The sequence below is a fragment of the Amycolatopsis sp. A133 genome (assembly GCF_031082405.1).
GTDB lineage: Bacteria > Actinomycetota > Actinomycetes > Mycobacteriales > Pseudonocardiaceae > Amycolatopsis.
In genome coordinates, this window is sequence record NZ_JAVHJU010000036.1 from 330,373 (window position 1) to 354,691 (window position 24,319).

The window sequence follows — 24,319 nt, forward strand, 5'->3', positions numbered from 1 at the left end:
CCGGACAACGGAAAAGATCCCACCGTGCATGTGACAACGTTGTCAGGAGGACACGGATGAGACGGTTCACCTCACCAAGGCGGACGCGCGTCCTGGCCACCCTGCTTGCGGGAGCCACGACGATGGCGCTCGCCACCCCCGCCGAAGCCCACAGCGGCCCCCGGTTCGCCGACGACCCCACGACCCTCGTCGACACCTCGATCGGCAACAACGGCGACGGCACCACCTTCCCCGGCGCCACCACGCCCTTCGGGATGGTCCAGCTCAGCCCGGACACCCAGCTGAAGAAGTACGCGTCCTACGACTACGCGCAGGACACCACCCTCGGCTTCAGCCACACCCACCTCTCCGGCGTCGGCTGCCAGACGATGGGCAACTTCCGCTTCATGCCCACCACCGGCGCCGTCACCACGAGCGACCCCGCGAAGTACGGCGCCAAGTTCAGCCACGCCGACGAGACCCGCCAACCCGGCTACTACGGGGTCGAGCTCGCGAACGGCATCGGCGCCGAGCTGACCGCCACCCAGCGCACCGGCCAGCACCGCTACACCTTCCCGAGCGGCGCGACCAGCGAAAACGTCCTCATCGAGGTCGGCGAGAGCAACGGCTACACCTACGCCGGTGACGTCCACGTCGTCGGCGACGACACCGTCGAGGGCTGGCTGCAGGGCGGCAACTTCTGCTGGGAGACGCAGAAGGAGCGTTACAAGGTCTTCTTCAGCGCCAAGTTCGACCGCAAGTTCACCAGCTTCGGCACCTGGACCGACAGCAAGCTGACGCCGAACCAGCGTGACGCGAAGCTCGGTAGCCAGCGCACGGGCGCCTGGCTCACCTTCGGCACCGACAAGAAGCAGGTCGGCGCCTCGGTCGGCCTCTCCTACACCTCGATCGACGGGGCGCGGCTCAACCGCGGCGCCGAGCAGCCCAAGTCGTTCGACAAGGCGCGCAAGGCCGCCCACGACACCTGGCGCGACGAGCTGAACCGCATGCGCGTCGCCGGCGGGACCACCGCCGACCAGCGGACCTACTACAGCGCGCTGTACCGGTCGCTGCTGCACCCGTCCGTCGGCTCCGATGTGGACGGTTCCTACCGCGGCTTCGACGACGCCGTCCACCGCAGCCGCGACACCTACTACCAGATGTTCTCGCTGTGGGACACCTACCGCTCGCAGAACCAGCTGGTCGCGCTGCTGCACCCGGACAAGGCCGCGGACATGACCAAGTCCGTCCTCAAGATCTACCAGGACGGCGGCTGGGTGCCGCGCTGGGCGCTCGCCGGCGGCGAGACGAACGTGATGAGCGGCGACCCCGTGACACCGTGGGTGGTCGACAACTACCGGCGTGGCCTGCTCGACGACCGGACCGCACGTCAGTTGTTCGACGCGTTGTGGCGCAACGCCAACGAGGTGCCGCAGGACCAGTCGATCTTCCGCGGCCGCGACGGCAACCCGACCTACGTGAAGAACGGCTGGATCGGCTACCAGGACCTGCCCGGCTACACCTACGGTGACACGCGCCAGGCCGGTTCGGCGACGCTCGAGTACGCCCTCGCCGACTGCGCGCTGTCCACCATGGCTTCCGGGCTGGGCTACGGCGACAAGGCGGCCACCCTGCGGACCCGCTGCGGCAACTTCGCGAAGCTGTGGGACACCAGCGTCGAATCCCACGGTTTCACCGGGTTCCCGCGCACGAAGGCCGCGGACGGCACCGGCGTCGGCGACCCCGACCCGGCGAAGTCCACCGGCTTCCACGAGGGCACGCCGTGGCAGTACCAGTGGCTCGCCCAGCAGGACACCGCGAAGCTGTTCGGCCTGATGGGCGGCCCGGCGCAGGCGGAGAAGCGGCTCGACACGTTCTTCGACCTGCCGCTGCTGCTGACCGACCCGGCGAAGGCGGCCAAGGACTCCTGGGTCCACGGCGCGTACGACTACCACAACAACTTCGCCTTCAACCCGAACAACGAGCCCGACCTGCACGCGCCCTGGATGTACAGCTGGACGGGCGCGCCGTGGAAGACCTCGGCCGTGCTGCGCGCGGCGCGGACGCTGTTCACCGACACGCCCTACGGCATGCCGGGCAACGACGACCTCGGCACCATCTCGTCGTGGCTCGTCTTCGGGATGGCCGGCGTCTTCGAGGCCCAGCCCGGTACCGGGACGTACCTGCTCAGCACGCCGATGTTCGAGAAGGTCGAGATCCGGCCGGACGGCGGGCGCAAGATCGAGATCGAGGCGCCCGGCGCGAGCGCGTCGAAGCTGCAGTACACAACGGACGTCCGGATCGGACACCGCGGTTACGACCGCAGCTGGATCTCGCACGCGGACCTGCTCCGCGCGGGCAAGATCCAGTTCCGCCTGAGTGACACGCCCACGGCGTGGGGGACGGCCTCGGCCCCGCCCGCGATGTGACCCGTGACGGCCTCCCCGGCACCCGGGGAGGCCGTCACGCTTTCAGGCGCGACGCAGGGCCGGGAGCATCGCGGCCACCCCGAGCGCGGCCACGATCAGCGGGACGACGAGCGCGGCTCGCAGGCTGCCGGTGGCGGTCACCGCCGAGACGACGCCGAGCGTCAGCGCCGGCCCGATCTGGAACGCCGTGTTGACCAGCCCGCCGGCCAGGCCCTGGTCGGCCGCCGGGACGCTGTCCGCGGCCGCCATCGTCAGCGGGCCGTACGTCAGCGTGAAGGCCAGTCCCACCAGCAGGAACGCCGGCAGCATCAGGGTCGCGTAGCCGCTGGAGGCGTCCAGGAACTGCAGCAGCGCGTACGCCGCCACCGAAGACGTGAGCCCGGCCAGCGCGACGCGCCCCGAGCCGTACCGGCCGACCAGCGGCGCGGCGATCCGCGGCGCCAGTACCGCCACGACGATGCCGCTCGGGCACACCGCCAGCCCGGTTTCCAGCGCCGACCAGCCGCGGACGCCCTGCAGGTACAGCGTGACGATGAACAGCGCGCCGACCCAGCCGCCGAGCAGCGACATCGCCGCGACGTTCGCCCGCACCAGCGGGCCGGACCGCAGGATCCCCAGCCGCAGCAACGGGCTCGCGACCCGGCGTTCGATGACGACGAACACGGCGAGCAGCGCCGCGACGGCGACCAGCGAACCGAGCGTCCGCACCGACGCCCAGCCGGCGTTCGGCGCCTCGACGAGCGTGAACACCAGCAGGAGCATGGCCGCGGTGACGGTCGCGGACCCGGCGATGTCGAACCCCCGGCCCGGCGCGGCGGCCGTGCGCGGGACGACGGCGAGTGCGCCGGCCAGCGTCACGAGCGCGACGAGCACCGGTGCGTGGAACACCCAGCGCCAGCTCAGTTCGGTGAGCAGCCCGCCCGCGACGAGCCCGAGCGAGAAGCCGGTCGCGCCGGTGGCGGTGTAGATAGACAGCGCTTTGTTGCGGACCGGGCCGTCGGCGAAGCTCGTCGTGATGATCGAGAACCCGGCGGGCGCGCTGAAGGCGGCGCTGATCCCGGTGACGAACCGCGCGGCGATGAGCAGCGGGCCGCTGGTGGCCAAGCCGCCGAGCGCGGTCGCGACGGCGAACACGGCGAGCGCCCCGATCAGCATCCGGCGGCGTCCGAGCAGGTCGGCGGCGCGGCCGCCGAGCAGCAGGAACCCGCCGAAGCCGAGGACGTAACCGCTGACCACCCACTGCAGGGAGCCGGTGGCCATGCCGAGTTCCGCCCCGATGGAGGGCAGCGCAACGCCCTTCATGGAGACGTCGAGGGCGTCGAGGAAGAGCGCGCCGCAGAGCACAAGCAGCAGCCCGCGGGCGCGCGGGGTGAGGCGGTCGTGGACCGCGGACGGATGGGCGGAGACGGTCAAGGCAACCCCCAGGTGAGTCGGACCGATCGGTCCGGGACCGAACGGTCCGAATCATGGCGGGGCTTGTTCCGGGTTGTCAACCGGGAACCCACGATATGGACCATTCGGTCCGGTACGATTCCCCCATGCCCCGCAAGCCGACACCGGATGCACGTGAGCGCATCCTCGAGACCGCCACCCGGCTGTTCAACCGGCACGGGGTGCACGCGGTCGGGATGCAGCAGATCATCGACGAGTGCGAGTGTGGCAAGAACCTGCTCTACAGCCAGTTCGCCAGCAAGGACGACCTGGTGGTGGCGTACTTGAGGCGCTGCAGCGGGGATTGGGACACCATCGTCGCCGACGCGAAGGCGGCGGTATCGGAGCCCGGTCGGCAGCTGGTCTCGCTGGTGCGCGAGGTGGGGGTGCGGGTGAGCGAGCCGGGCACGCGGGGGTGCCCGCTGCGCACGACGTTCGCCGAGTTCCCGGACCGGGAGCACCCGGCGCACCGGGTGTCGATGGACCACTTCGTGCGGGTCCGGGCCCAGCTGCGCGAGCTGGCGGCGGAGACGCCGGCGCCGGACCCGGAGAGGCTGGCGGACCGGATCATGTTCATCATCGACGGGCTGTACACGAACGGCCCGATCTTCGGCGGTGAAGGGTCGAAGGTGGCGGTCGCCTTCGCGGAGGACGTGGTGAAGGTGGAGACTTCAGCGAAGCCGGCGCAAGGCGGCTGACCAGGCTCGACGTGAGACGGTGAGCTGGCCGGCGGAGGGGGCCTTGCTGTCCCGGATGCCCACGGTGCGCTCGACCGCCACCTCGACGCACTCGGAGTTTCCGCCGCTGTGGCTCGACTTGCGCCAGGTGGCTTCCATTCGGTCCTCCGGCTATCTTGCCGCCTCGGCGATCAGGGTCCGCGAGGCATCTTCGCTCAAAGCTCTTCCCGACAACACCTTAGCAAGCCGGAAGTAAGCGCGGATGTGATCCTCTTCGTAGAGAAAGGCGCTCGAGTACGCATGTTCGAGCAAGGCGATCGGCAGAGTGTCGCCGTATTCGTAGAGGAAGAATGATCCGAGCATGCCCGGGTGGTACGAGCCGTCGGTGGTCAGCACCCGCAGCGAGACATTGGGCCTCTTCGTGACTTCGAGCAGGTGATCCATCTGGTCCGACATGACGCCTTCGTCGGCGATCGGCTCGCGGAGAGCGCGCTCGCTGATGATCGCCCGGTATTGGACCGGTTCCGGCCGGGAGAGGATCCGCTGGCGATTCAGCCGCGTGACGAGATGTGTGTCGGCCTGGGTCGGAGCCAGATCGGAATTGCTGAGAATGGCCCGCGCGTAGTCTGCCGTCTGCAGGATCCCGGGAATGATGGTGAAGGCCCATGCGGTGATCTTCGTGGCAGATCGCTCGCATTCCAGCAGTCCGGACAGTTCGGGAGTGATCTCGGGCGAACCGGGCGTGACCCAATCGCGCTCGCGGGCTGTCCTCGCCAATTCCAGGAGATGCTTCTGCTTCTCTCCTCTCACCTCGAAGAAGCCGAGGATGAGCGCCACGTCTGCCACCGTAGGCAGCCTCAAGCCCTTCTCCCACAGTGATAGCGCCTGTGGTGCAAAGCCGAGTATTCGAGCCAGCTTTCTCAAGCCCATTCCATGCGCTTCGCGAAGTTCGCGCAGTCCCGCGGCCAACGCGCGAGCTCGCGGCGTCGAAGAAGTCGGTTTCATGTCCCGATACTACAAACCCGGCCCATCACTCCCTCGACGTGTTGGTGTCAACGGATCGAGACAGTTCTAATGGACAGCATGTTGAGGTGGCAGCAAGCGGAGGGAAAGCGCCACGCGCTCGACGGGCCGTTCCCTCCGCGTCCGGAGGAACGGTTCGTGACTTTGTGCGGGGAAGAAGTGACCGTCGCGGTGCGGGATGTTCCGCAGCTCGGCGGGAATTGGTTCGACCCGACCTGTGTCGAATGCGAGTCGGCGTGGCTGGCGCGGTGCTGATCGATGCCGGGCGGGACCTGCGGCTGCTGGAGCGCATCCGGGACCTGCACGCGTCGCTCGTGCCCGACCTGGCGTGGCTGGCCAGGACCGTCGGGGAGGAGCTGCCGCGGCCCGACATCCTCCGGGATCTGGGGGAGCGGCTCGCCGATCTCGGCGCGGACCTGGTCACCCGGGCCGATGAGCTGGACGCCCAGGTCCGGGCCGGGCTCCCGGAACACGGCTGGCTCCCCGAAGCGGGCGCACGGCGGCGCGCACTGGCCGTCGCCCACCAGGTCGGCCCGCACCCCCTCCGGTGCGGGCCGATCTTCCTCGCCGTCTGCGGCGCGGCCTGCTTCCCCTTCTACGGGACGGACCCGACCGGCCGGACAGCTCGCCACGAAAGGTGCGAAAAGTGCCTCCACGTGCACTGATCCGCCGTTTCTGCTGAGCTGGGGGCATGCAGAACACGACGGCGACCGAGCGGTTCTTCCGGATCGCGATCGCGCTCAAGGGCCTCGACGGCGTCCTGCAGGTCGTCGGGGCGCTGGTCCTCGCGTTCGTCCCGGCCTCGACGGTCAGCGGGTTCACCCACGCGGTGATCACCCGGGACCTGCTCGGCGACCCGTCGGGCACGCTGGCGCGCCACCTCGAGTCGGCGACGGAGAACTTCCTCCACGGCGACACCAAGACCTTCGCCGTCGCGTACCTGCTCGCCCACGGCCTGATCAAGCTCGCTCTGGTGTGGGCGCTGGCCCGCAAGATCGTCCGCGCCTACCCCGTCGCCGCGGTGATCCTGGCCGCGTTCGTCGTCTACGAGATCGTCCGCGCGGTGCACACCCACTCGATCGCGCTGCCGTTCTTCGCCGCGCTCGACGTTGTCATCATCGTGCTCGTCCTGCGGGAGTACCGGCAGCTCAAGCGCGCCGCCTAGGGTTCACGCGGCGACGGGAAACCGGACCGTCGTGCTGCCGACGACCTCCGAGGGCTCCACGTAGAGGGCGGTCGCGTTGTCCGAGCCGCCGCGGGCGAGGGCGGCTTCGACGAGTTCGGCGGCGCCCGCGCCCGGCTGGGCCAGCACCGCGCGGATGCCGCTGCCGGTGAGGGGCTTGTGGACGCCGTCGCTGGTCAGCAGCAGGCCCGCGCTCGTGGTCTCCGCCGTGCCGATCTCGTGCGTCTCGGCGGTGCGGACGCTGGTGGTGACCACGTGCTCCATCCGCGGCGTCACCGGCTGGTGGCGGGCGCGGAAGAACTCGGCGAGCGTGTGGTCGGTGGTGAGCCGGTTCAGCGTGGTGCCGTCCCAGGCGTACGCGCGGGCGTCGCCGACCCAGGCGATGCGGTACCCGCCGTGCTCGGCGGGCATGGCGACGACGAGCACGGCGTCCCCGCGCGGCTGCTCGCGAACCGCGCGCTGCGCGGCCAGCACGGCCTCGACGGGTCCTTTGTGGATCGGTGTGCGCGCGGCGGCCGCGGCGGCGGTGCGGGCGGCACGGGCGGCGGCGGGATCGTCGCCGACGCCGTCGGCGAGGGCGAACGCGATGCCAGGCCCGCCGGCGGCGGCGTACGCCCCGACGGCGTCGGCGTTGAGCGAGCGCGGCCCCTGCGCGCTCGCGGTGTGCCAGCGCGGGTAACCCTGACGTGTGGTGCTCATCGCGGCCTCCTCGTCCCCCTCCGACCTCCATGATCCGCGCGGAACCTAAGGGCGGGCTGAGACTTTCCTGTGCCGTCGGTGCCGGTCCGCGTACGGTGGGAACGGGGTGGGGAATGGAGTTCCGGATTCTCGGGCCGCTGGCGGTGTCGCGCGCCGACGGCCGCCCGGCCGCGCTCGGCGGGCGCAAGCCGCGGACGCTGCTGGCGGCGTTGCTGCTGGCCCGCGGCCGGGTGGTGCCCGACGAACGGCTGATTTCGCTGCTGTGGGAAGGCGACCGGCCGTCGACGGTCGACGCGCAGGTGTGCACGTACGTCTCCCGCCTGCGAACGGCCCTCGGACGGCCGGCCCGGCTCGTCCGGACCGGCGGCGGGTACCTGCTGACGCCGGGCGGGACCGTCGACGCCGAGGAGTTCTCCCGGCTGGCGTACCTGGGCCACGACGAGCTGCGCGCGGACCGGCCGGCCCGCGCGGCGGGGCTGTTCCGCGCCGCGCTGGAGCTGTGGCGCGGTCCGGTGCTCGCCGACGTCGCCGAACCGCTCCGCGCGGGCGAGGCGGCGCGGTTCGACGAGCTGCGGCTGGCGGCGCTGGAGGGCCGGATCGAAGCCGAGATCGCGTCGGGCGACCACCTGCGCGCGGTGCCCGACGCGACCGCGTTCGTCCACGAGCACCCGATGCGCGAACGCGCCCGCGCCCTGCTCATGGCCGCCCTCTGCGCGAGCGGACGGCCGGCGGACGCGGTCGCGGTGTACCACCGGGGCCGCCGCCTGCTCGACGAGCGGCTCGGGATCGCGCCGGGCCCCGCGCTGCGGACGGCGTACCAGCGGGTGCTGGACGCTCAGGCGGGGTAGGGCGCCGACTGGAAGTCCCGGTCGAGCTGGGCGGGCGAGCGCGGCAGCCAGTACCGGGCCAGCGCGCGGACCTGCTCCCGCGGCAGGCCGGGATTGACGTGCCGGTGGTCGGGCTTGGCGATGGACTGCAGCGCCCAGGCGAAGCCGAGCAGCGGGTCGATCCGCGCCCACCGGTGCCGGTCGATGCCGAGGAACATCTGCCCGCGCAGGATGACGTGCCAGAAGTGGTAACCACCGGGCGGGTTGCCGTTCATGGTGTGCACCTCCGACTCGACCGGCTCCCGCCGCGGGTCGAAGAGGATGCCCTGCCCGAAGGCGGCGAAGGCGGTGACGAGGCCGGCCTCGTCACCGCGGTAGAAGCGGTCGAAGTTGTCGAGCTGCAGCGTCGAAAGGACCCGCAGCGGCTGTTCGACCGGCTTGACGAACTCGGCGTAGTTCTCCGGGTAACCCGGTTCCCCGCTCAGCTCCCGCCACTTCTCGTACAGGCCTTCCGGAGCGTTCTCCTGGACGAAGCGGATGAGCGCCGAGAAGGCGTCCTGGACTTCCGGGGAGCGGTTGTACAGCGAGATTTCGTCGAGCTGGTACCAGACTTCGTTGGCCCGCCGGTCCCCGAGCATCCCGGGCACGGGCGGCAACCCGGTGCCGGCCGACGCGATCCCGGTTCCGGTGAGCACGGTTGTCCCGGCAACGGCGGCCGCGCCGGCGGTGAGTTTGAGCAGACTGCGGCGATCCACGGTGTACCCCCTTGCCCGGCGACCCCCTGCCGCCGTTCGCCGCCAAGGTACGGAAGATTTCTATACTTTCTCTGTAAGAGCCGCTCCGAGCGGTCACGCGCGAAGGGGCCGTGAGCGGACTCACGACCCCTCCACACGCTCTTCAGCTCTGCAAGTCGTAAACCGTCTGCCCATCCACGGTGGTGGCGGTGAAGTTCGCCGTCACCCAGGCCGTGATCTCCGACGATCCACCGCCCGGGCCGCCGCCACGGCCGCCCTCGAGGTAGTACTCGACCTCGCCGGCCGCGACGTACGCCTTGAACTCCGCCAGTGTCGGGGCCGGGTCCGAACCGCTCCAGCCGCCGATGCCGATCACCGCCTTGCCACTGGCCAGTTCCAGCGAAGCCGCGTTCTGCGAACCCGTCGTCGCCGCGGCCCACTTCGTCGTCGTCTTCGCCAGCAGCGCGCCGATCGCGCTCGAAGACGCGTCCTCGCCGCCGGGACCGCCGCCGAAACCGCCGCCCATGGCGCTCGACGTCGGGCCGGACGTCGGGATCGAGCCGCTGTGCGCCACCGACGCCGTCTCGACGCCGTACGCCGCGGACGACACGCCGATCGTCAGCACCAGCGCCGCCGCGACCACCGCGGCCGCCCGGCGGACGCCGGGGACGCCCATCACCAGCACCGTCCCGGTCAGCACCCCGAGCACCGCGACGATCCAGCGCAGCGCCGGAAACCACTCCGGCGTCCGGTCGAGCAGGATGAACGACCACACCGCCGTCGCCACCACCATGCCGGCCAGCACGGCCCGCGGCGCCGCGTGGGCCCGGCCCTGCCACAGCGCGCGGCCCGAAATCGCGACCAGCGCCGCGATCGCCGGGGCCAGCGCCACCGAGTAGTACGGGTGCACGATGCCGCTCATGAAGCTGAACACCAGCGCGGTGCCGACCAGCCAGCCGCCCCACAGCACCAGCGCCAGGCGCGTCCGGTCGGTGCGCGGCGCCCGGCGGGTGAACCACAGCCCGGCGACCAGCCCGATCAGCGCGGCGGGCAGCAGCCACGAGATCTCCGTGCCGAAGCTCGAGCCGAACATCCGGAACAGCCCGGCCGCCCCGCCGAAGCCGGTGTTCCCGCCCCCGCCACCGCCGGGGCCGCCGCCCGCACCGCCGCCGAAGATGCGCCCCAACCCGTTGTAGCCCAACGCCAGTTCGAGCAGGCTGTCCCCTTCGGACCCGCCGATGTACGGCCGCGACGACGTCGGCCACAGGTCGGCCAGCGCGATGTACCAGCCCGCCGAGACCACCAGCGCCACCACCGCGCCGCCGAGGTGCAGCAGCCGCTTGCCCAGCGACGCCGGCGCCGCGATCAGGTACACCAGGCCGAACGCCGGCAGCACCAGGAACGCCTGCATCATCTTCGTCAGGAAGCCGAACCCGATCGCGACGCCGGCCAGCGCCAGCCACCGCGGGCTCGCCTTTTCCGTGGCCCGCACAACGAAGTAGGCACCCGCGACCATGAGCAGCACCAGCAGCGCGTCCGGGTTGTTGAACCGGAACATCAGCGCCGCGACCGGCGTCACCGCGAGCACCGCGCCGGCCAGCAGACCGGCGGCCGGGCCGGAAGTCCGCTTCACCGTCAGGTAGAGGATCCCGACGGACGCGACGCCCATGAGCGCCTGCGGGGCCAGCACGGTGAAGCTGGAGAACCCGAAGATCCGGGCGAACGCCGTGGCGACCCACAGCGCCGCGGGCGGCTTGTCGACGGTCAGTACATTGCCGGAGTCCAGCGACCCGAACAGCCAGGCCTTCCAGCTCTGCGTGCCGGACTGGACGGCGGCGGCGTAGAACGAGTTGCCGTAGCCGGACGCGGTGAGGTTCCAGAAGTACAGCACCGCGGTCGCGGCCAGCAGCCCGAACACCGCCGGGCGGACCCACCGCGGCGGTGGGTCGACGCCGGGTTCCTTGCGGTGCTTCGGTTGCTCGGTGACCGGGGTGGACAGGACGGCGGTCATCAGTACTCCTTCTTCAGCGCGGCCTGGCGGCGCGGGTTGAACACCCAGCCGCGCAGGAGCAGGAACCGCAGCACGGTGGCGGCGAGGTTCGCCAGCACCAGCACGGTGAGCTCCAGGACGAGGCCGGGGGTGGTGGATCCGTTGAGCAGCGCCAGCGATCCGCTGGTCAAAGCGAGCCCGAGGCCGAACACGAGCAGCCCTTCGAACTGGTGGCGCCCGGCGCCGGCGCGGCCCCGGATGCCGAACGTGAGCCGCCGGTTCAGCGCGGTGTTCCCCACCGCCGTCACCAGCAGCGCGGCGAAGTTGGCCGGCTGCGCGCCGACGACCGTCCGCAGCAGCAGGAACAGCACGAGGTAGGCGAGCGTGCTGCCGACGCCGATCGCGGCGAACCGCACCAGCTGCGTCACCAGCCGCGGCGGCACGCCCGGCGCGTCGACCCCGATCGGCTGCCGGCCCAGCTGCTCGCGCAGCCTGCTGACCGGGATTTCCCCGGTGAACGTGGCTTTTGTGACGCGGGCGATGCCCTTGAGGTCCGCGACGGCCGTCTTGACGATGTGGACCGACGAGTTCGGGTCGTCGACCCAGTCGACGGGCACCTCGTGGATCCGCAGCCCGGCCCGCTGCGCCAGCACGAGCAGCTCGGTGTCGAAGAACCAGCCGGTGTCTTCGACGTGTGGCAGCAGTTCGCGGGCGACGTCGGCGCGGATGGCCTTGAAGCCGCACTGCGCGTCGCTGAACTTCGCGGCGAGCGTCGAGCGGAGGATCAGGTTGTAGCAGCGGGAAATGAACTCGCGCTTCGGGCCGCGCACCACTCGCGCCCCCCGGGCGAGCCTGCTGCCGATGGCGAGATCGGAGTGCCCGGACAGCAACGGCGCGACGAGCGGCCCGAGCGCGGCGAGATCGGTGGAGAGATCGACGTCCATGTAGGCGAGCACGGCGGCGTCGGAGGCCTGCCAGACGGCGTTGAGCGCGCGGCCGCGGCCCTTCTCGCCGAGGTGGTGGACCGCGACCTCGGGGAACTCCCGGGCCAGGCGTTCGGCCACCTGCAGCGTCGCATCGGTGCTCGCGTTGTCGGCGACGGTGATCCGGTACGGGTAGGAGACGTGCTCGGCCAGGTGGGCGTGCAGCCGGCGGATGCACGGTTCGAGGTCGGTCTCTTCGTTGCAGACCGGGATGACGACGTCGAGAACGGGCTGCGGGCCGGCCAGATCGACCGGGACGGTCCCGGGCCGCGACGCGGAGGCGGTGGCTGTCATGCCCCTACGGTCGCGGCTGCCGCTTTGGTGACCGTGTGATCTCTCTGTGCGGTTCCTGTGCGGTGCCCGGCGCGCGGCCGGGCACCGGCGGGGTTCAGCTGTGGGCCCGCAGCGGGACCACGTTGCTCGGCAGGGAAGCGCGACCCGGCTCGTGGTGCGCCTCGGTCGGGCTGATCGTCAGCGTCACCAGGCTCGCGTACCGCGGGTGGCGGTCGACGTACACCTCGGGCACCGAGCAGGCGGCGGCCAGCACCGAACGGTGGCGGTGGAGGTGCTCGAACGCCTCGCGGCCGTACAGCGACACCACGATGTCGCCGCCGCGGGGCCGGCTCCACAGGATCGCGGGGTGGCGGCCGCCGGGCAGGCGCAGCTGCGGGAAGACCGCCCGCAGCCGGTGCTGCAGGCGGATGGCGTGCACCCGCGCCTGCACGCGGCGGCGGCGCAGCACGGCCAAGCCGAGCGCGCCGGCGAAGACCGCCGAGGCCCACAGCGGACCGGCCCACAGGGCGAACGTCACCACGACGTAGGGGAGCAGCGTCACGGCCAGGATCTCCCACCGCCAGTGGTAGACCCGCAGCGGGAAGGTCGGTGGCGTGCTGGTCATTTCCGTGCTCCTTTCGGGCGGACGGCGGCGGAGGAGGCCGCCGAGGTGGCGCAGGAGACGTCCGGTGCCGGCGGCCACCACGAGGGCGGCGACGATCACCGGCCCGGACGTCATGTCGGGATCCGGGTCTTGGGTGCGGGCTCGGGTTTGCGGTCCCGGTCGCGGCCGAGCTGCCAGGTCCAGCGCCAGCCGGCCCAGATCGCGACCGCGGAACCCAGCAGGACGAGGACGAAGGCCTGACCCACCAGCCCGTTGAGCGGCGCGAGCCGCAGCAGCACCAGCAGCGCCCAGAGCTGCGAAGCGGTGAAGGGGATGACGAGACCGGCCGCGTAGACGCCACGGCGCCAGCGGCTCGGGCGCGGGGCGGGGGTGTAGGGGTCCATCGGTACGCCTCCTCTGCTGTGGATCCAGGAAACCTCCGGCTCGCCGTGCCCTGTGTGTCAGTTGACACACACCGCGGGATTCAGCTCGCCAATCGTCGAAGTTCGGCCAAGCGGTGGATCGTCACCTGTCTTCTGCCGGTGCTGATCACCCCCTGCCGGCGCAGGTCGCGCGTCACGCGCGCCCAGGACTCACGGGAGATCGCCGCGGTCATCGCCAGTTCGGCCTGCGTGGCCGGGACCGCGATCCGGATGTCGTCGCCGCGCGGTACGCCGTGCTGGACGGCCAGCTGCATGAGCTGCGCCGCCACCCGGCGTGCCGCGCCTCCGCCGCCGACGTCCAGCCACTGCCTGCCGACGGACCGCAGCCGGGCCGAAAGCACGAGCAGCAGCGCCCAGGAGATCCGCGACCGCGCCCGGCACAGCGCGGCGAACCGGTCGCCGGGGATCTCGAGCACGTCGAGGTCGTCGAGCGCCTCGACGGTCGCGGAACGCGGCAGGTCGTCGATCGCGGCCAGCTCGCCGACGACGTCACCCGCACCCCGTACCCCGGCGACGACTTCGCGCCCGTCCGGGGTGCCGTGGACGATCCGCACGTGCCCGGCCAGCAGCACCAGCACAACGCTGGAGAGGTCGCCTTCCCGGCACACGGTTTCGCCGCGCCGGTAGGTCCGCCGCGCGGCGGACTCCGTCAGCTTGCGGCGATCGGCCGGGGCCAGTCCGGCCCAGAAGCCCGTCGGTTCCACTGTCCCCACCTCGTCCCGTGCTACGCGGTCATGCCCTCCCGGCTGCGGGTGGCTTCCGGGGTGTGGATCCACCCGCGGAGCCGCTGAGTGCCGACCTTGATGTGCACCGCCTGGGCGAAGGCGCCGTGATCGATCCCCGGGTAGCCGTGCCGGACGACCGACCGGTGCATCTCCTGCGAGATGACGAGCACGAGCTGAGCGGCCGTGATACTCAATTGCCGCCGGAGTTCGCGTGCGTCGACGAAGCGGCAGGCGATGTCGACGTCCTCGCCGTACGGGCCACGCCTGTCGTAGTGCACCTCGCCGGCGTGCACGGCGACCCGGAGCCGGAAGGCGAGCTCCGGATGGCTCTCGGCGTGCCTGTCCAGCAAGGTCGCCAGCGTGGGGACGACGGTGGTGAGCAGCACCGGCTTCGGCACCTGGTCGACCGGCCGGACCAGGCACAGCGCGCCGTCACCCCGGTCGACGAAACCGTCGCGGAACTTCCTGGTGATCCCGCCGGCCACGAGGGCTTCGTCCAGCAGCTCGAAGAGGACGGTGCGGAGCTGAGCCCTGGCCGGGTTGGTCCGCGTCGTCGAGCCTTCGATGTCGACCGCCACGATGGCCCGGTGGAGGGGGACGTGGTGCGCTGGAGTACTCATGGCCTGCTCCTGCCTTCAGATCAAAACTGAAGTTCAGTCAAGGAGACTGTAAGCCCGTGAAGTACCCCGGATCAACTGAGATGAATCGGTGTTATCCGTTCGGTGTGAGGACGTTGTGCTGGGCGTAACGTTTCAGTCCCGGCTCCGGCGGGCCGTCGGCCGAAACGTCAGTGACAGGGAGTACTATCAGTGCCCTCGTCGGGAGTACTGAAATTTCCTGAAGGGCGGCCCGAGTCGTGTCCCCAGTCCACCAGCCTCGGCCTGCGCTCGCCCGCCGCCTGCGCGCGCTGCGCGAGACGCGCTGGCCCGAAGCCGGTATCACCCAGGCTCAGCTCGCCCAGGCGCTCGGCGGGCTCAGGTCGCTCAGCATCTCGCTGATCTCGTCCTGGGAGAACCCGGACAAGCCGGTCGCACCGCCCAGCAGACGGCTCGAGGCCTACGCGACGCTGTTCGCGACCCGCCGGTCGCTGGACGGCGGCACCCTGCGTGTCCTCCCTGCCGAACAACTGACGGACGAGGAGCGGACCCAGCGCGATGAGCTCCTGCAAGAGCTGCTGTGGCTCCGCGAAGGAGAGGAACTCGCCGGTCCGGGGCCGGCGGCCGACATCTGGACGTTCGACGAGGACCAGAACATCACGATCGTCTGCGCCCGGCTGCCGGAACAGTACCGGCGGCACCTGTCCTATGCGGACCCGGAGAGCGCCGACTTCGTCTCGCTGTACACCTACGCCGACCCGGACGCGCTGATCGAGCTGTTCGGGCACATCCGCGCGCGCAACCCCGGCAACAACGTCAAGTTCTGCACCAGCGAGGAGCTGACGGCGGACGACTACACCAGCCACCTCGTCCTGCTCGGCGGGGTGGACTGGAATTCGGTGACCCGGGACGTGATCGAGCGGGTGGACCTCCCGGTGGAGCAGGTCGCCCGGGAGGACGACGCCGAACACGGCGGGTTCCGGGTGCACTCGGGCGGCCGTCCGAAGCTGTTCGAGCCCAAGCTCGACCGCGGGGGGCGCCTGCTGGAAGACGTCGCCCACTTCTACCGCGGGGAAAGCCCGTTCAACCGGAAGCGCACCGTGACCGTGTGCAACGGTATGTACGGTCGTGGCACACTCGGCGCGGTTCGCGCGCTGACGGACGCGCGCTTCCGGGACCGCAACATCGCATACGTGCGTGCGCGGTTCGGCGATGTGGAATCGTTCAGCATCATCAGCCGGGTGCCTGTCGTCGGCGGACAGGGCATCACTCCCGACTGGACCCTCGAGGAGAACCGGTTGCACGAGTGGCCCGAGGCTGCCGGGTGAACCCGCGGCAACACGAGTCGCACCAGGACCTCCTGGCGCACTTCGACCCGGCGGACGTCTCCGGTGCGGCGATGGACGCGATCATCGTGCCCACCGCACGACCCGCCGTCTACCTGCGGCAGGCGATCGCCGCGGCCAAGGACCGCAACGTCTTCCTCCTCCTGCTGTGCAGCCTCCGTTCCACCGCGTCGAGTGCGGCCCTCGAGGCGAAGAACGCCGGGGTCCGCGCGCTCGCCATCGACACCGACCTGCTGAACCCCGGGCTCGTGCCGGAGTTCGCCACGGACCAGGTCCTGCGCTTCACCCGCTTCCAGCGGCAGACCGACACCAGCTTCAAGCGGAACCTGGGGCTGCTCATCGCGGTGCTCGCCGGCTGGAAGCGGATCCTCTTCCTCGACGACGACATCGAGCTGCCGCATCCCGCCGACCTCGACGTCGCCGCCGGTCTGCTCGGCGAATACCCGGTGGTCGGGCTGGCCAACGTGGGCATGCCGGACAACTCCGTGGTGTGCCACGCGATCCGGGACGCCGGGCAGAAGCAGGACACCTTCATCGGCGGCGGTGCGCTCGCGGTCGGCGAAGCCGCGTTCAGCTCGTTCTTCCCGAACGTCTACAACGAAGACTGGTTCTTCATGCTGGACGGCATGAGGCTGCGGCCGTCGGCGAGCACGGGAACCGCGGTCCAGAAGCCCTACGACCCCTACCGCGACGCCCGGCGCGCCCGCAGCGAGGAACTGGGCGACACCCTCGCCGAAGGCGTGTTCGGGCTGTTCGACAGCCACCTCGGCCTGGCGCACGCCAGCAAGGCGTACTGGCGGGACTTCCTCGCCGACCGGCGGCGGATCATCCGGGACACCATCAAGCTGGTGCAGGCGTCGCCGATCGAGGCGGGCCAGCAGGCGCGGATGGTCAGCGCGCTCAGAGCGGCGATCGGCCGCAGCGAACTGATCAAGCCGGAATTGTGCGTGCGCTACCTCCGGGCCTGGCAGGAGGACTGCGTGCGCTGGCGGCAGCGGATCACCGATCTCCGGCGCGACCACCACGGCCGCTCGGGTATCGAGCACGCCGTCGCCGCGCTGGGCATCCCGCCGGAGGCCCGCTCCGGTACCGACGTCGAGCTCACGACGGGTACGAAGCCCCGATCGGCCGCGCTTCCGTCCGCGGCGCCGGTGTGACCGGCACCAAGTCCTTGACCCGCACGAAACAGGGTTCGGCCTCGGTCACGACCGAGCCGTCCGGCGAGATCGCCCGCGCGTAGCAGACGACCACGCCGTGGCCCCAGTCCCGGTAGCCGAGCCGTCGGTAGAGGCGGGCGGCGTCGTGGTTGTCCGTCCGCACCGCCAGCGCGACCCGCTCGTGGCCCCGCTCGACGAGGAGGTGCTCGACCGCGCCGACCAGTGCCTGGCCGACACCGAGGTTCCGCAGGTCCCGGCGGACCTCCAGGTGCGTGATCAGCGGGACGCGCGGCAGATGCCAGCGGATGGGCCGCTCCTCGGCCTCTTCCAGCCACAGGTACACGGCGCCCGCGGGCTGAAGGCCCAGCCAGGCGAGGAACAGCTCCCCGAGGCCTTTCCGCTGCCGCTCGAAGCGATCTTCGAAGAATTCGCGGTCACCGAGGGCTGCGGCGAACGATTTCAGGTCTGCGAAGCGGGCCGACCGTACGTAAGGCTCGGGCATCGGCAGTGACTCCTCTTCGCCTGGGCACCACACAGTGTGCCGGAGTGAGCCGGTCCTTGACCAGGTTGCCCGGGGCCGGACCGGCGTCACACCCTGCTTTCGTCGTGTCTCACGCCGTCGCAGCCAGGTCGTACACCGTTACACCGTCCACAGTGGAGGCCTCGTGGTGGGAAGCGACCCACTCGGCGATCTGCTGGGCCGCGTCCGAGCCGGTCGTGCCCTGCATCGTCATGCCTTCGCCGAGGAAGTAGTGGATCCGGCCCTGCGCCACGTACTGCTGGAACTGCGCCAACGTCGGGTACGGGTCCGTTCCGTTGAACCCGCCCACCGCCATCACCGGGGCTCCGCTCGCCAGCTGGTAGCCCGCCGCCGCGTTCGACAGCACCGTTGCCGCCGTCCAGGTGTAGCTGGATGCGTCCTGCCGGAGGAGGGCGGTGAGGGAAGCGCCCGGCGTTGTCGTGCTCAGCAGCGAACCCGGGCCGCCGCCGCGGCCGCCACCACCGAAGCCGGGGCCGCCGCCGGGTCCGCGGCCGCCGAAGCCCGACACCGGGCCGGCCGACGGGATGGCGCCGCTGTGGGACGTCGCCGCCGTGGCGAGCGTGTACGCGCCCGTGCCGGACACCAACACCACCAGGGCGAACGCCGCTGCGACCGATGCCGCCCAGCGGGTCAAGTGCGTGGCGAAGAACAGCGCCACCGCCGCCAGCAGGCCGCCGACCAGCACCGCCGGGGCCAACCACGGCTGCCACGAGGAACCCAGCAGCAGGTACGCCGTGAGCGCCGTCAACGCCACTCCGCCGCTGAGCAGGCCGGACGCCGCCGGGTGCGCGCGCAGCCGCCACAGCTGGACGGCCGCCGTGCCGGCCAGTGCCGCCACCGCCGGGGCCAAGGCCACCGTGTAGTACGGGTGGATGATCCCGCCCATGTAGCTGAACACCAGCGCCGTCACCAGCAGCCAGCCGCCCCACAGCAGCAGGGCCGCGCGGGAGGCGTCCGTGCGCGGGGCCCGGCGGGTGAACCACAGGCCCGCGCCCAGCGCCAGCAGCGCCGCCGGCAGCAGCCACGCGATACCGCCCGCCATTTCGCTGCCGAACAGGCGGGTCAGGCCCGTCGAGCCCCAGCCGCGTCCCGCGCCGCCGCCCACGCTGCCGACCTCGTCGCCGGTGATGCGGCCGAAGCCGTTGTAGCCGAACACCAGCTCCCACAGCGAGTTCGTCTGCGACCCGCCGATGTAGGGCCGCGAAGCCGCCGGCCAGAGCGCGACGACCACCAGGTACCAGCCCGCGGCGGCGACCGTCGCTCCGAGCGCGCCGAGCAGGTGCAGCAGCCGCTTGCCGAGCGACACCGGTGCCGCGACGACGTAAGCGAGAGCGAAGGCGGGCAACACCAGGAACGCCTGCAGCATCTTCGCCAGGAACCCGAATCCGACCGCGACGCCGGCCAGCGCGAGCCAGCGCGGGCTCGCCTTCTCGCAAGCACGCACCACGCAGTACGCGCCCGCCACCAGCAGCAGGACGAGCAGCGCGTCCGGGTTGTTGAACCGGAACATCAGCGCCGCGGCGGGTGTCAGTGCCAGGATCAGACCCGCGACGAGCCCCGCCGTCGGGCCGGACGAGCGGCGGACGGTCGCGTGCAGCAACCAGACCGAGCCCACGCCCATCAGCGCCTGCGGTACCAGGATGCTCCACGCGTTGACGCCGAACAGCCGCGCCGACAGGCCCAGCACCCACAGCGCGGCCGGGGTCTTGTCGACGGTGATCGCGTTGGCCGCGTCGCTGGAACCGAAGAACAGCGCCTTCCAGCTCTGCGCTCCCGCCTGGGCGGCCGCGGAGTAGAAGGCGTTGGCCCATCCGGAAGCACCGAGATCCCACAGGTAGAGCACGGCGGTCCCGAGCAGGAGCACGGCAAGGGCCGGCCGGTGCCACGAACGGCGGGTGGGTACTGACGGGGTCACCACGGTTTCGCGTGCCGCGAGTGCGGCTTCTTCCCGGTGGTCCCCGGCCCGGGGCGAAGCCCCGGATGTCACGGCTTCTTTGCGGGGGCTCCGGGTGGCGGAGCCCCCGGCCCGGGGCGAAGCCCCGGATGTCACAGCGGTCATGATCTCAGCTTCCGGTGCCGAGCTGGGGCCGGGTTGTGCCGATGCTGTGCACCCGCTGTGCGGGCACGGCCACGGGCAGGCGCACCGCGAATTCCGTCCGCCCGGGCCGGCTGTGCACCTCGATCGAGCCGTGGTGGGCGACGACGACGGCGGAGGCGATCGCCATCCCGAGCCCGGTGCTGCCGGCGTGGCGGGAGCGCGACGAGTCGCCGCGGGCGAACCGCTCGAAGACGTCCGGCAGCAGGTCGGCAGCGATGCCGGGGCCGTCGTCGGTCACCGTCAGCACGGCGCTGCGGGTGTCCTTCGTGCGGGCCAGCGCCGTCACCACCGTCGTGCCCGGCGGGGTGTGCGTGCGGGCGTTCGCCAGCAGGTTCGCCAGCACCTGGTGCAGGCGCTGGACGTCGCCGAACACGAGCACCGGCTCCGGCGGCAGCTCCAGCAGCCACCGGTGCCCGCGCCCGGCGACCCGGGCGTCGCCGACGGTGTCGGCGACCAGCCGGGTGAGGTCGACGTCGCGGACGTCCAGCGGACGGCCCGCGTCGAGCCGGGCGAGCAGCAGCAGGTCCTCGACCAGCGCCGTCATCCGGACGGCCTCGGACTGGATCCGGCCCATCGAGTGCGCCACGTCCGGCGGCACCAGCGCGCTGCCGCGGGCGGCCAGCTCGGCGTACCCGCGGATCGCGGCCAGCGGGGTCCGCAGCTCGTGGCTGGCGTCGGCGACGAACTGCCGGACCCGGATTTCGCTGTCGTGGCGCGCTTCCAGTGCCTGCGCGACGTGGCCGAGCATCAGGTTCAGCGCCGAGCCGACCTGGCCGACCTCGGTCCGCGGGTCGGTGTCGGCCTCCGGCACCCGGATGGACAGCGCCACCTGGCCGCGGTCGAGCGGCAGCTCGGTGACGCGGCCGGCGGTGGCCGCGACGCGCTCGAGCGGGCGCAGCGTGCGGCGGACCGCGAACGCGCCCAGGACGGCCGCGCCGAGCACCCCCGCGGCGGCGACGCCGAACAGGATCAGCCCGACGGTGAGCAGCGTGTCGGTGACCGGCTTCATCGGCAGGCCGGTGACCACGACGTCGGACGTCCCGGCGACCGGCAGCGCCATCAGGCGGTACTCGCCGAGGTCGGCGAACGACACGGTGTGCGGCTTGCCGTCGGCGGGCACCGAGAGCAGGACGGCCTGCTGGTCCGCGGTGAGGTTCAGCCGGCCGCCGTGCTCGGAGATGCTGTCGTCGCGCACGAGCTGCCGGCCCGAGAAGGTGCCGCTCACCGTGCCGACGTTCTGCCCGAGCGGGTGCTGGCCCAGGTTTTCCGGTGGCGGGCCGCCGTTCGGCGGCTGGGCGTTGCTCGCGAAGACGAGCGAGCGGTTCGCCGCGGCCGACAGCTGCTGGTCGACCTGGCGGGTGAGGAACACGTCGAGCGCGAACTCGCTGACCACCCCGACGATCAGGCACACCACGGTGAGCAGCACGACCATCGAGCCGGTCAGTTTCGCGCGCAGCGAAAGCCGCCCCCGGCGGGGGCGGGGCGAGGTGGTTCGCGCGGCCATGGATCCAGCGTCCGTCCGCGCCGTGTGTGCGGGTTGTGTGCTGCCTGTGAGGCGGCTGTGGGGTGACCGGCCCGCGCTTCCGCCGGTCACAGGAACGGCTGACGGCAGGCACAGTCCGCACACAGCGGCCGGCTCCACCGTGGATCGCACCGAAGGATCTCGTTGAGGAGCAAGACATGACCACACCGCAGGCACCGTCCACTCCGGACCAGACGTGGGGCGCCGCGCCCGCACCGGGCACGCCACCGCGCCCGGCCCGGTCCCCGGGCAGGAAGATCGCGGCGGGCGCCGTCGCGGCGGTGATCGTGGCCGGCGGGGGAGCGGCGATCTGGGCCGCATCGTCGTCGTCGGCGGCCACCGACGCCCAGGCCGGCCCGGGCGGCATGCCGGGCGGCGCGGGCGCCTTGGGTTCGGCGCTGCACGGCGAGTACGTGTCGTCCGACGGCAACGGCGGTTACGTCACGAAGATCATGCAGACGGGCGAGGTGACGGAGCTGAGTGCGACGTCGCTGACCGCGAAGAGCGACGACGGCTTTTCGAAGACGTACACGATCACGTCGGACCAGGCGACCGGCCTGGCGACGGGCGACACGGTCACGGTGGTGGCCACGGAGTCCGGCAGCACGGCAACGGCGACGTCGGTGACCGACGGCGAGTCGGGCGGCCAAGGCCGGCCGCCGGGCAGCGGCCAGGGAACACCACCCTCGGGAGCCCCGACCCAGACCGGCTGACCCCGGCTCCCAAGCGCCCCAATGTGGCGTTGGGTGCGTTGGACGCACCGAACGCGGCGTTGGGTGCGTTGGACGCAACCAACGCCACATTGGGGCGCTCTGGGCCGGGGGTCAGCGGCGGTCGTAGTCGACCGTCACCTCCGGGGTCGTCGCGCGGGAGCGGCACGTCAGGATCCGGCTCGCCGCGACGTCGTCCTCCGTCAGCGCGTACCGGACGTCCATGTCGACCTGGCCGTGCCGCAGCGTCGCCCGGCACGTTCCACACGCGCCGCCCGTGCACGAGTACGGCACTTCGAGCCCGGCCCGCAACGCCGCGTCCAGGACCGTCTCGCCGGCTTCGGCCGCGACGCACGTCGTCGTGCCGCCCAGCGTCACCGCCACCTTCGCCGCCGTGCCCGCCGGGTCGCGCGGGGGTGCCGCGCCGCGGAACAGTTCGAAGTGGACGTTCTCCTCCGGGACGTCCGCGTCGGCCAGGGTGCGGCGGGCCACCTCCAGCAGGCCACGCGGCGCGCACAGGAACCACTCGTCGACCTTCGCCGGGTGCAGCCGGTTCTGCAGCAGCGCGCGCAGCCGCGTCCCGTCGAGCCGGCCGCGCTGGTAGCGCTCGTGGGAGATGGCGAGCGCCTCGCCGATCGTGTCGAAGTGCCGCGGCCGGTGCGCGTGCAGGTCCGGGTCGCGCTCGTCGGTGCGGTAGTGGACGACGTGCAGCCGCCCGCCGAACCCCTCGGCGAGCGCGCTCAGCTCCGCCGCGAACAACGTCGTCGCGCCCGACGTGTTGACGTACAGCAGCGTCGCCCGGCTGTGCGGCTCCGCGGTGAGCGTGCTGACCAGGATGGACAGCACCGGCGTGATACCGCTGCCGGCGGCCAGCGCCACGTAGTGCGCGGTCCGCGCCGGATCCGGGGTGTGCGTGAACGCGCCGGAGGGCGGCAGCACGTCGAGGACGTCGCCCTCGGCCAGCGTCGTGGTCGCGAAGCCGGAGAACGCCCCGCCCGGACGCCGCTTCACCGCGATCCGCAGCCGGCCCGAATCCGACGGCGCGCAGATCGAGTACGTCCGCCGCACCGGGTGGCCGTCGACCACCGCGCGGACCGCCACGTGCTGGCCCGGGGTGAACCGGAACTCCGCCGCCAGGTGCGGCGGGACGTCGAAGGTGATCGCGACGGCGTCGGCGGTCAGCGGCCGGGCTTCCCGCACCCGCAGCCGGTGGAACCGGCTCGGCCAGAGCGGCGGCGGCTCGGGGCCGGGCTCCTGGTCGCCGAGGTCGTCGGCCAGCCGCCGCCACGCGCGGTACTCCGCCGGGGTCAGCTCCCGGCCCCACGCCGTGATGATCGGGACGTCGCGGGCCAGGTACGCGTCCCGGTTGTCCCGCCACGCCCGCAGGTAGCGGTAGAACGGCACGGCGGGGTGGAGGTGGTGGACCAGGTGGTAGTTCTGGAACAGCATCATCGGCGTCATCAGCCACTCGAGCCCCACCCGCACCCGCGTGGTGCCGAACTTGTCCCGCGGCTTCGCGGCCGGCAGGCCGTGGTGCGGCAGCCAGTCGAACCACCACGCCAGCACGGCCAGCCCGATCCGCTGCGGCAGCAGGTACCCCAGCAGCAGCTCCCGGCCGTGACCGCAGGCGATCAGCGTCGCGGCCGCGACGAACGCCAGCGACAGCGCCACGATCGTCTCCGCCCGCTCCGGGGCCGGCCGGGTGCGCACGCGGGCGGTGTAGAAGCGCGCGTACCAGCAGTCGATGGTGAGCCAGCGGAACGGCAGCGACCACCAGGCTCCCTGCGACGTCCATGCGTCGGGATCCGTGTGGGAGTCCGCATTCGTGTTGCGGTGGTGTTCACTGTGGATGAACCGGAGCAGCGGGAACGCCGCGTACGCCGCGACGAACGGCATCGCCAGCCGGCCGAGCACCTCGTTGACCCATGTCAGCTTCCCTGCGGCGTGGTGGGCCGATTCGTGCACCACGGTGAACATCGTGAAGGTGACGATCGCGTGCAGCGGCACGGTGTACACCGGCGGCGCGATGCCGGCCAGCAGCAGCCAGGTCGCCGTGGCCCACAGCGCGGCGCCGCCGGTGAACAGCAGGAGGGTCGGCACCGAGAGGCGGGGCAGCGGGATGCGGGGCGAGGGCACCGAGCGCGGGGCCGGCACGCCGGTCGCGGGCGACGGTGCCGCTCCGGACGTCCGGGAGCCGCGCGGCGGGGTATCGACGACGGGCATCGAGCGGTCTCCTCGGTCGAGAAGCTCCTGGCGAGGCGGGAGTCACCGTAGACAACCCGCCGGGCTTTGTAAACGTTGCGCCACGCTTCGAAAAAAGGTCCCGGCCAGCAGAACGCAAGCGCTGGG

General features: G+C 71.8%; 24 protein-coding genes. 9 read left to right on the forward strand and 15 right to left on the reverse strand.

Features of this window, described 5'->3' with window-relative positions; translation table 11 throughout:
* Positions 1–56 precede the first annotated feature (56 nt).
* Positions 57–2,408, forward strand: a complete 2,352-nt coding sequence (locus tag Q5425_RS24355) for a GH92 family glycosyl hydrolase (RefSeq protein WP_308674606.1) — start codon at positions 57–59, stop codon at positions 2,406–2,408.
* 42 nt (positions 2,409–2,450) lie between these two features.
* On the opposite strand, the gene Q5425_RS24360 is transcribed toward Q5425_RS24355, so the two are convergent.
* Positions 2,451–3,821: an MFS transporter gene (locus tag Q5425_RS24360; RefSeq protein ID WP_308674607.1), complete on the reverse strand. Its 1,371-nt coding sequence runs from the start codon at positions 3,819–3,821 to the stop codon at positions 2,451–2,453.
* Between the two features lie 125 nt (positions 3,822–3,946).
* Between Q5425_RS24360 and Q5425_RS24365 the strand changes: the two genes are divergently transcribed.
* A complete protein-coding gene (locus Q5425_RS24365; protein WP_308674608.1) occupies positions 3,947–4,537 on the forward strand; it encodes a TetR/AcrR family transcriptional regulator in 591 nt (196 codons plus the stop codon).
* Here the strand turns inward: Q5425_RS24365 and Q5425_RS24370 are convergent.
* Together Q5425_RS24370 and Q5425_RS24375 are read right to left on the reverse strand one after the other, a co-directional pair.
* Positions 4,511–4,675: a DUF397 domain-containing protein gene (locus tag Q5425_RS24370; protein WP_308674609.1), complete on the reverse strand. Its 165-nt coding sequence runs from the start codon at positions 4,673–4,675 to the stop codon at positions 4,511–4,513. The two genes, Q5425_RS24365 and Q5425_RS24370, sit on opposite strands and share 27 nt — an antisense overlap.
* A 12-nt stretch (positions 4,676–4,687) precedes the next feature.
* A complete protein-coding gene (locus Q5425_RS24375; protein ID WP_308674610.1) occupies positions 4,688–5,521 on the reverse strand; it encodes a helix-turn-helix transcriptional regulator in 834 nt (277 codons plus the stop codon).
* 78 nt (positions 5,522–5,599) lie between these two features.
* On the opposite strand from Q5425_RS24375, the gene Q5425_RS24380 reads away from it, so the two are divergent.
* The 3 genes from Q5425_RS24380 to Q5425_RS24390 are packed head-to-tail and all read left to right on the forward strand — an operon-like array spanning position 5,600 to position 6,704.
* Entirely contained in the window at positions 5,600–5,794 is a 195-nt protein-coding gene (locus Q5425_RS24380) for a zinc finger protein (protein ID WP_308674611.1), read from the forward strand.
* Positions 5,776–6,204, forward strand: coding sequence for a hypothetical protein (locus tag Q5425_RS24385; RefSeq protein WP_308674612.1), 429 nt, complete (start codon positions 5,776–5,778; stop codon positions 6,202–6,204). The genes Q5425_RS24380 and Q5425_RS24385 overlap by 19 nt, the downstream gene beginning before the upstream one ends.
* Before the next feature lie 26 nt (positions 6,205–6,230).
* Positions 6,231–6,704 carry a DUF2127 domain-containing protein gene (locus Q5425_RS24390; protein WP_308674613.1) on the forward strand — a complete coding sequence of 158 codons (474 nt, stop codon included), beginning with the start codon at positions 6,231–6,233 and terminating at the stop codon, positions 6,702–6,704.
* A gap of 3 nt (positions 6,705–6,707) precedes the next feature.
* Here the strand turns inward: Q5425_RS24390 and Q5425_RS24395 are convergent, their stop codons facing one another.
* Entirely contained in the window at positions 6,708–7,421 is a 714-nt protein-coding gene (locus tag Q5425_RS24395) for a serine/threonine protein phosphatase (RefSeq protein ID WP_308674614.1), read from the reverse strand.
* A gap of 113 nt (positions 7,422–7,534) precedes the next feature.
* Between Q5425_RS24395 and Q5425_RS24400 the strand changes: the two genes are divergently transcribed.
* Entirely contained in the window at positions 7,535–8,269 is a 735-nt protein-coding gene (locus tag Q5425_RS24400; RefSeq protein ID WP_308674615.1) for an AfsR/SARP family transcriptional regulator, read from the forward strand.
* Here the strand turns inward: Q5425_RS24400 and Q5425_RS24405 are convergent.
* The 7 genes from Q5425_RS24405 to Q5425_RS24435 form a co-directional block, all read right to left on the reverse strand.
* Entirely contained in the window at positions 8,257–9,003 is a 747-nt protein-coding gene (locus Q5425_RS24405) for a hypothetical protein (protein ID WP_308674616.1), read from the reverse strand. The two genes, Q5425_RS24400 and Q5425_RS24405, sit on opposite strands and share 13 nt — an antisense overlap.
* Positions 9,004–9,145: 142 nt before the next feature.
* A complete protein-coding gene (locus Q5425_RS24410; protein ID WP_308674617.1) occupies positions 9,146–10,993 on the reverse strand; it encodes a glycosyltransferase family 39 protein in 1,848 nt (615 codons plus the stop codon).
* The gene (locus tag Q5425_RS24415; protein ID WP_308674618.1) at positions 10,993–12,249 is read right to left on the reverse strand and encodes a bifunctional glycosyltransferase family 2/GtrA family protein; all 1,257 of its coding nucleotides are present in this window, start codon (positions 12,247–12,249) and stop codon (positions 10,993–10,995) included. Before Q5425_RS24415 ends, Q5425_RS24410 begins: the two co-directional genes overlap by 1 nt.
* 94 nt (positions 12,250–12,343) lie before the next feature.
* Complete coding sequence (locus Q5425_RS24420; protein ID WP_308674619.1) at positions 12,344–12,967, reverse strand: hypothetical protein; 624 nt, start codon at positions 12,965–12,967, stop codon at positions 12,344–12,346.
* Positions 12,964–13,236, reverse strand: coding sequence for a hypothetical protein (locus tag Q5425_RS24425; RefSeq protein WP_308674620.1), 273 nt, complete (start codon positions 13,234–13,236; stop codon positions 12,964–12,966). Before Q5425_RS24425 ends, Q5425_RS24420 begins: the two co-directional genes overlap by 4 nt.
* Positions 13,237–13,316: 80 nt before the next feature.
* On the reverse strand, positions 13,317–13,979 hold the full coding sequence (locus Q5425_RS24430; RefSeq protein WP_308674621.1) for a Crp/Fnr family transcriptional regulator: 663 nt from the start codon (positions 13,977–13,979) through the stop codon (positions 13,317–13,319).
* A 20-nt stretch (positions 13,980–13,999) separates the two neighbouring features.
* The gene (locus Q5425_RS24435; RefSeq protein WP_308674622.1) at positions 14,000–14,620 is read right to left on the reverse strand and encodes a hypothetical protein; all 621 of its coding nucleotides are present in this window, start codon (positions 14,618–14,620) and stop codon (positions 14,000–14,002) included.
* A 236-nt stretch (positions 14,621–14,856) separates the two neighbouring features.
* Between Q5425_RS24435 and Q5425_RS24440 the strand changes: the two genes are divergently transcribed.
* Positions 14,857–15,924: a helix-turn-helix domain-containing protein gene (locus tag Q5425_RS24440; protein WP_308674623.1), complete on the forward strand. Its 1,068-nt coding sequence runs from the start codon at positions 14,857–14,859 to the stop codon at positions 15,922–15,924.
* On the forward strand, positions 15,921–17,099 hold the full coding sequence (locus Q5425_RS24445) for a hypothetical protein (RefSeq protein WP_308674624.1): 1,179 nt from the start codon (positions 15,921–15,923) through the stop codon (positions 17,097–17,099). Before Q5425_RS24440 ends, Q5425_RS24445 begins: the two co-directional genes overlap by 4 nt.
* Here Q5425_RS24445 and Q5425_RS24450 read toward each other — a convergent pair.
* From Q5425_RS24450 to Q5425_RS24460, 3 genes are all read right to left on the reverse strand, one after another.
* Positions 17,044–17,601, reverse strand: coding sequence for a GNAT family N-acetyltransferase (locus Q5425_RS24450; RefSeq protein WP_308674625.1), 558 nt, complete (start codon positions 17,599–17,601; stop codon positions 17,044–17,046). The genes Q5425_RS24445 and Q5425_RS24450 overlap by 56 nt on opposite strands.
* Positions 17,602–17,710: 109 nt before the next feature.
* Positions 17,711–19,555, reverse strand: coding sequence for a glycosyltransferase family 39 protein (locus tag Q5425_RS24455; protein WP_308674626.1), 1,845 nt, complete (start codon positions 19,553–19,555; stop codon positions 17,711–17,713).
* Positions 19,556–19,703: 148 nt separating this feature from the next.
* A complete protein-coding gene (locus Q5425_RS24460) occupies positions 19,704–21,242 on the reverse strand; it encodes a HAMP domain-containing sensor histidine kinase (RefSeq protein ID WP_308674627.1) in 1,539 nt (512 codons plus the stop codon).
* A 176-nt stretch (positions 21,243–21,418) separates the two neighbouring features.
* Between Q5425_RS24460 and Q5425_RS24465 the strand changes: the two genes are divergently transcribed.
* Positions 21,419–21,973, forward strand: coding sequence for a hypothetical protein (locus tag Q5425_RS24465; RefSeq protein WP_308674628.1), 555 nt, complete (start codon positions 21,419–21,421; stop codon positions 21,971–21,973).
* A gap of 111 nt (positions 21,974–22,084) precedes the next feature.
* Here Q5425_RS24465 and Q5425_RS24470 read toward each other — a convergent pair whose 3' ends face one another.
* On the reverse strand, positions 22,085–24,193 hold the full coding sequence (locus Q5425_RS24470; RefSeq protein ID WP_308674629.1) for a fatty acid desaturase: 2,109 nt from the start codon (positions 24,191–24,193) through the stop codon (positions 22,085–22,087).
* Between the last annotated feature and the right edge of the window lie 126 nt (positions 24,194–24,319).

Bases quoted from the DNA above. Each gene is read 5' to 3' on its own strand.
- Q5425_RS24420 (WP_308674619.1), bottom strand. From the start codon at position 12,967: ATGACGTCCGGGCCGGTGATCGTCGCCGCCCTCGTGGTGGCCGCCGGC.
- Q5425_RS24465 (WP_308674628.1), top strand. From the start codon at position 21,419: ATGACCACACCGCAGGCACCGTCCACTCCGGACCAGACGTGGGGCGCC.
- Q5425_RS24370 (WP_308674609.1), bottom strand. From the start codon at position 4,675: ATGGAAGCCACCTGGCGCAAGTCGAGCCACAGCGGCGGAAACTCCGAG.
- Q5425_RS24400 (WP_308674615.1), top strand. From the start codon at position 7,535: ATGGAGTTCCGGATTCTCGGGCCGCTGGCGGTGTCGCGCGCCGACGGC.
- Q5425_RS24375 (WP_308674610.1), bottom strand. From the start codon at position 5,521: ATGAAACCGACTTCTTCGACGCCGCGAGCTCGCGCGTTGGCCGCGGGA.
- Q5425_RS24460 (WP_308674627.1), bottom strand. From the start codon at position 21,242: ATGGCCGCGCGAACCACCTCGCCCCGCCCCCGCCGGGGGCGGCTTTCG.
- Q5425_RS24410 (WP_308674617.1), bottom strand. From the start codon at position 10,993: ATGACCGCCGTCCTGTCCACCCCGGTCACCGAGCAACCGAAGCACCGC.
- Q5425_RS24470 (WP_308674629.1), bottom strand. From the start codon at position 24,193: ATGCCCGTCGTCGATACCCCGCCGCGCGGCTCCCGGACGTCCGGAGCG.
- Q5425_RS24380 (WP_308674611.1), top strand. From the start codon at position 5,600: ATGTTGAGGTGGCAGCAAGCGGAGGGAAAGCGCCACGCGCTCGACGGG.
- Q5425_RS24355 (WP_308674606.1), top strand. From the start codon at position 57: ATGAGACGGTTCACCTCACCAAGGCGGACGCGCGTCCTGGCCACCCTG.
- Q5425_RS24415 (WP_308674618.1), bottom strand. From the start codon at position 12,249: ATGACAGCCACCGCCTCCGCGTCGCGGCCCGGGACCGTCCCGGTCGAT.
- Q5425_RS24435 (WP_308674622.1), bottom strand. From the start codon at position 14,620: ATGAGTACTCCAGCGCACCACGTCCCCCTCCACCGGGCCATCGTGGCG.
- Q5425_RS24365 (WP_308674608.1), top strand. From the start codon at position 3,947: ATGCCCCGCAAGCCGACACCGGATGCACGTGAGCGCATCCTCGAGACC.
- Q5425_RS24390 (WP_308674613.1), top strand. From the start codon at position 6,231: ATGCAGAACACGACGGCGACCGAGCGGTTCTTCCGGATCGCGATCGCG.
- Q5425_RS24425 (WP_308674620.1), bottom strand. From the start codon at position 13,236: ATGGACCCCTACACCCCCGCCCCGCGCCCGAGCCGCTGGCGCCGTGGC.
- Q5425_RS24395 (WP_308674614.1), bottom strand. From the start codon at position 7,421: ATGAGCACCACACGTCAGGGTTACCCGCGCTGGCACACCGCGAGCGCG.
- Q5425_RS24450 (WP_308674625.1), bottom strand. From the start codon at position 17,601: ATGCCCGAGCCTTACGTACGGTCGGCCCGCTTCGCAGACCTGAAATCG.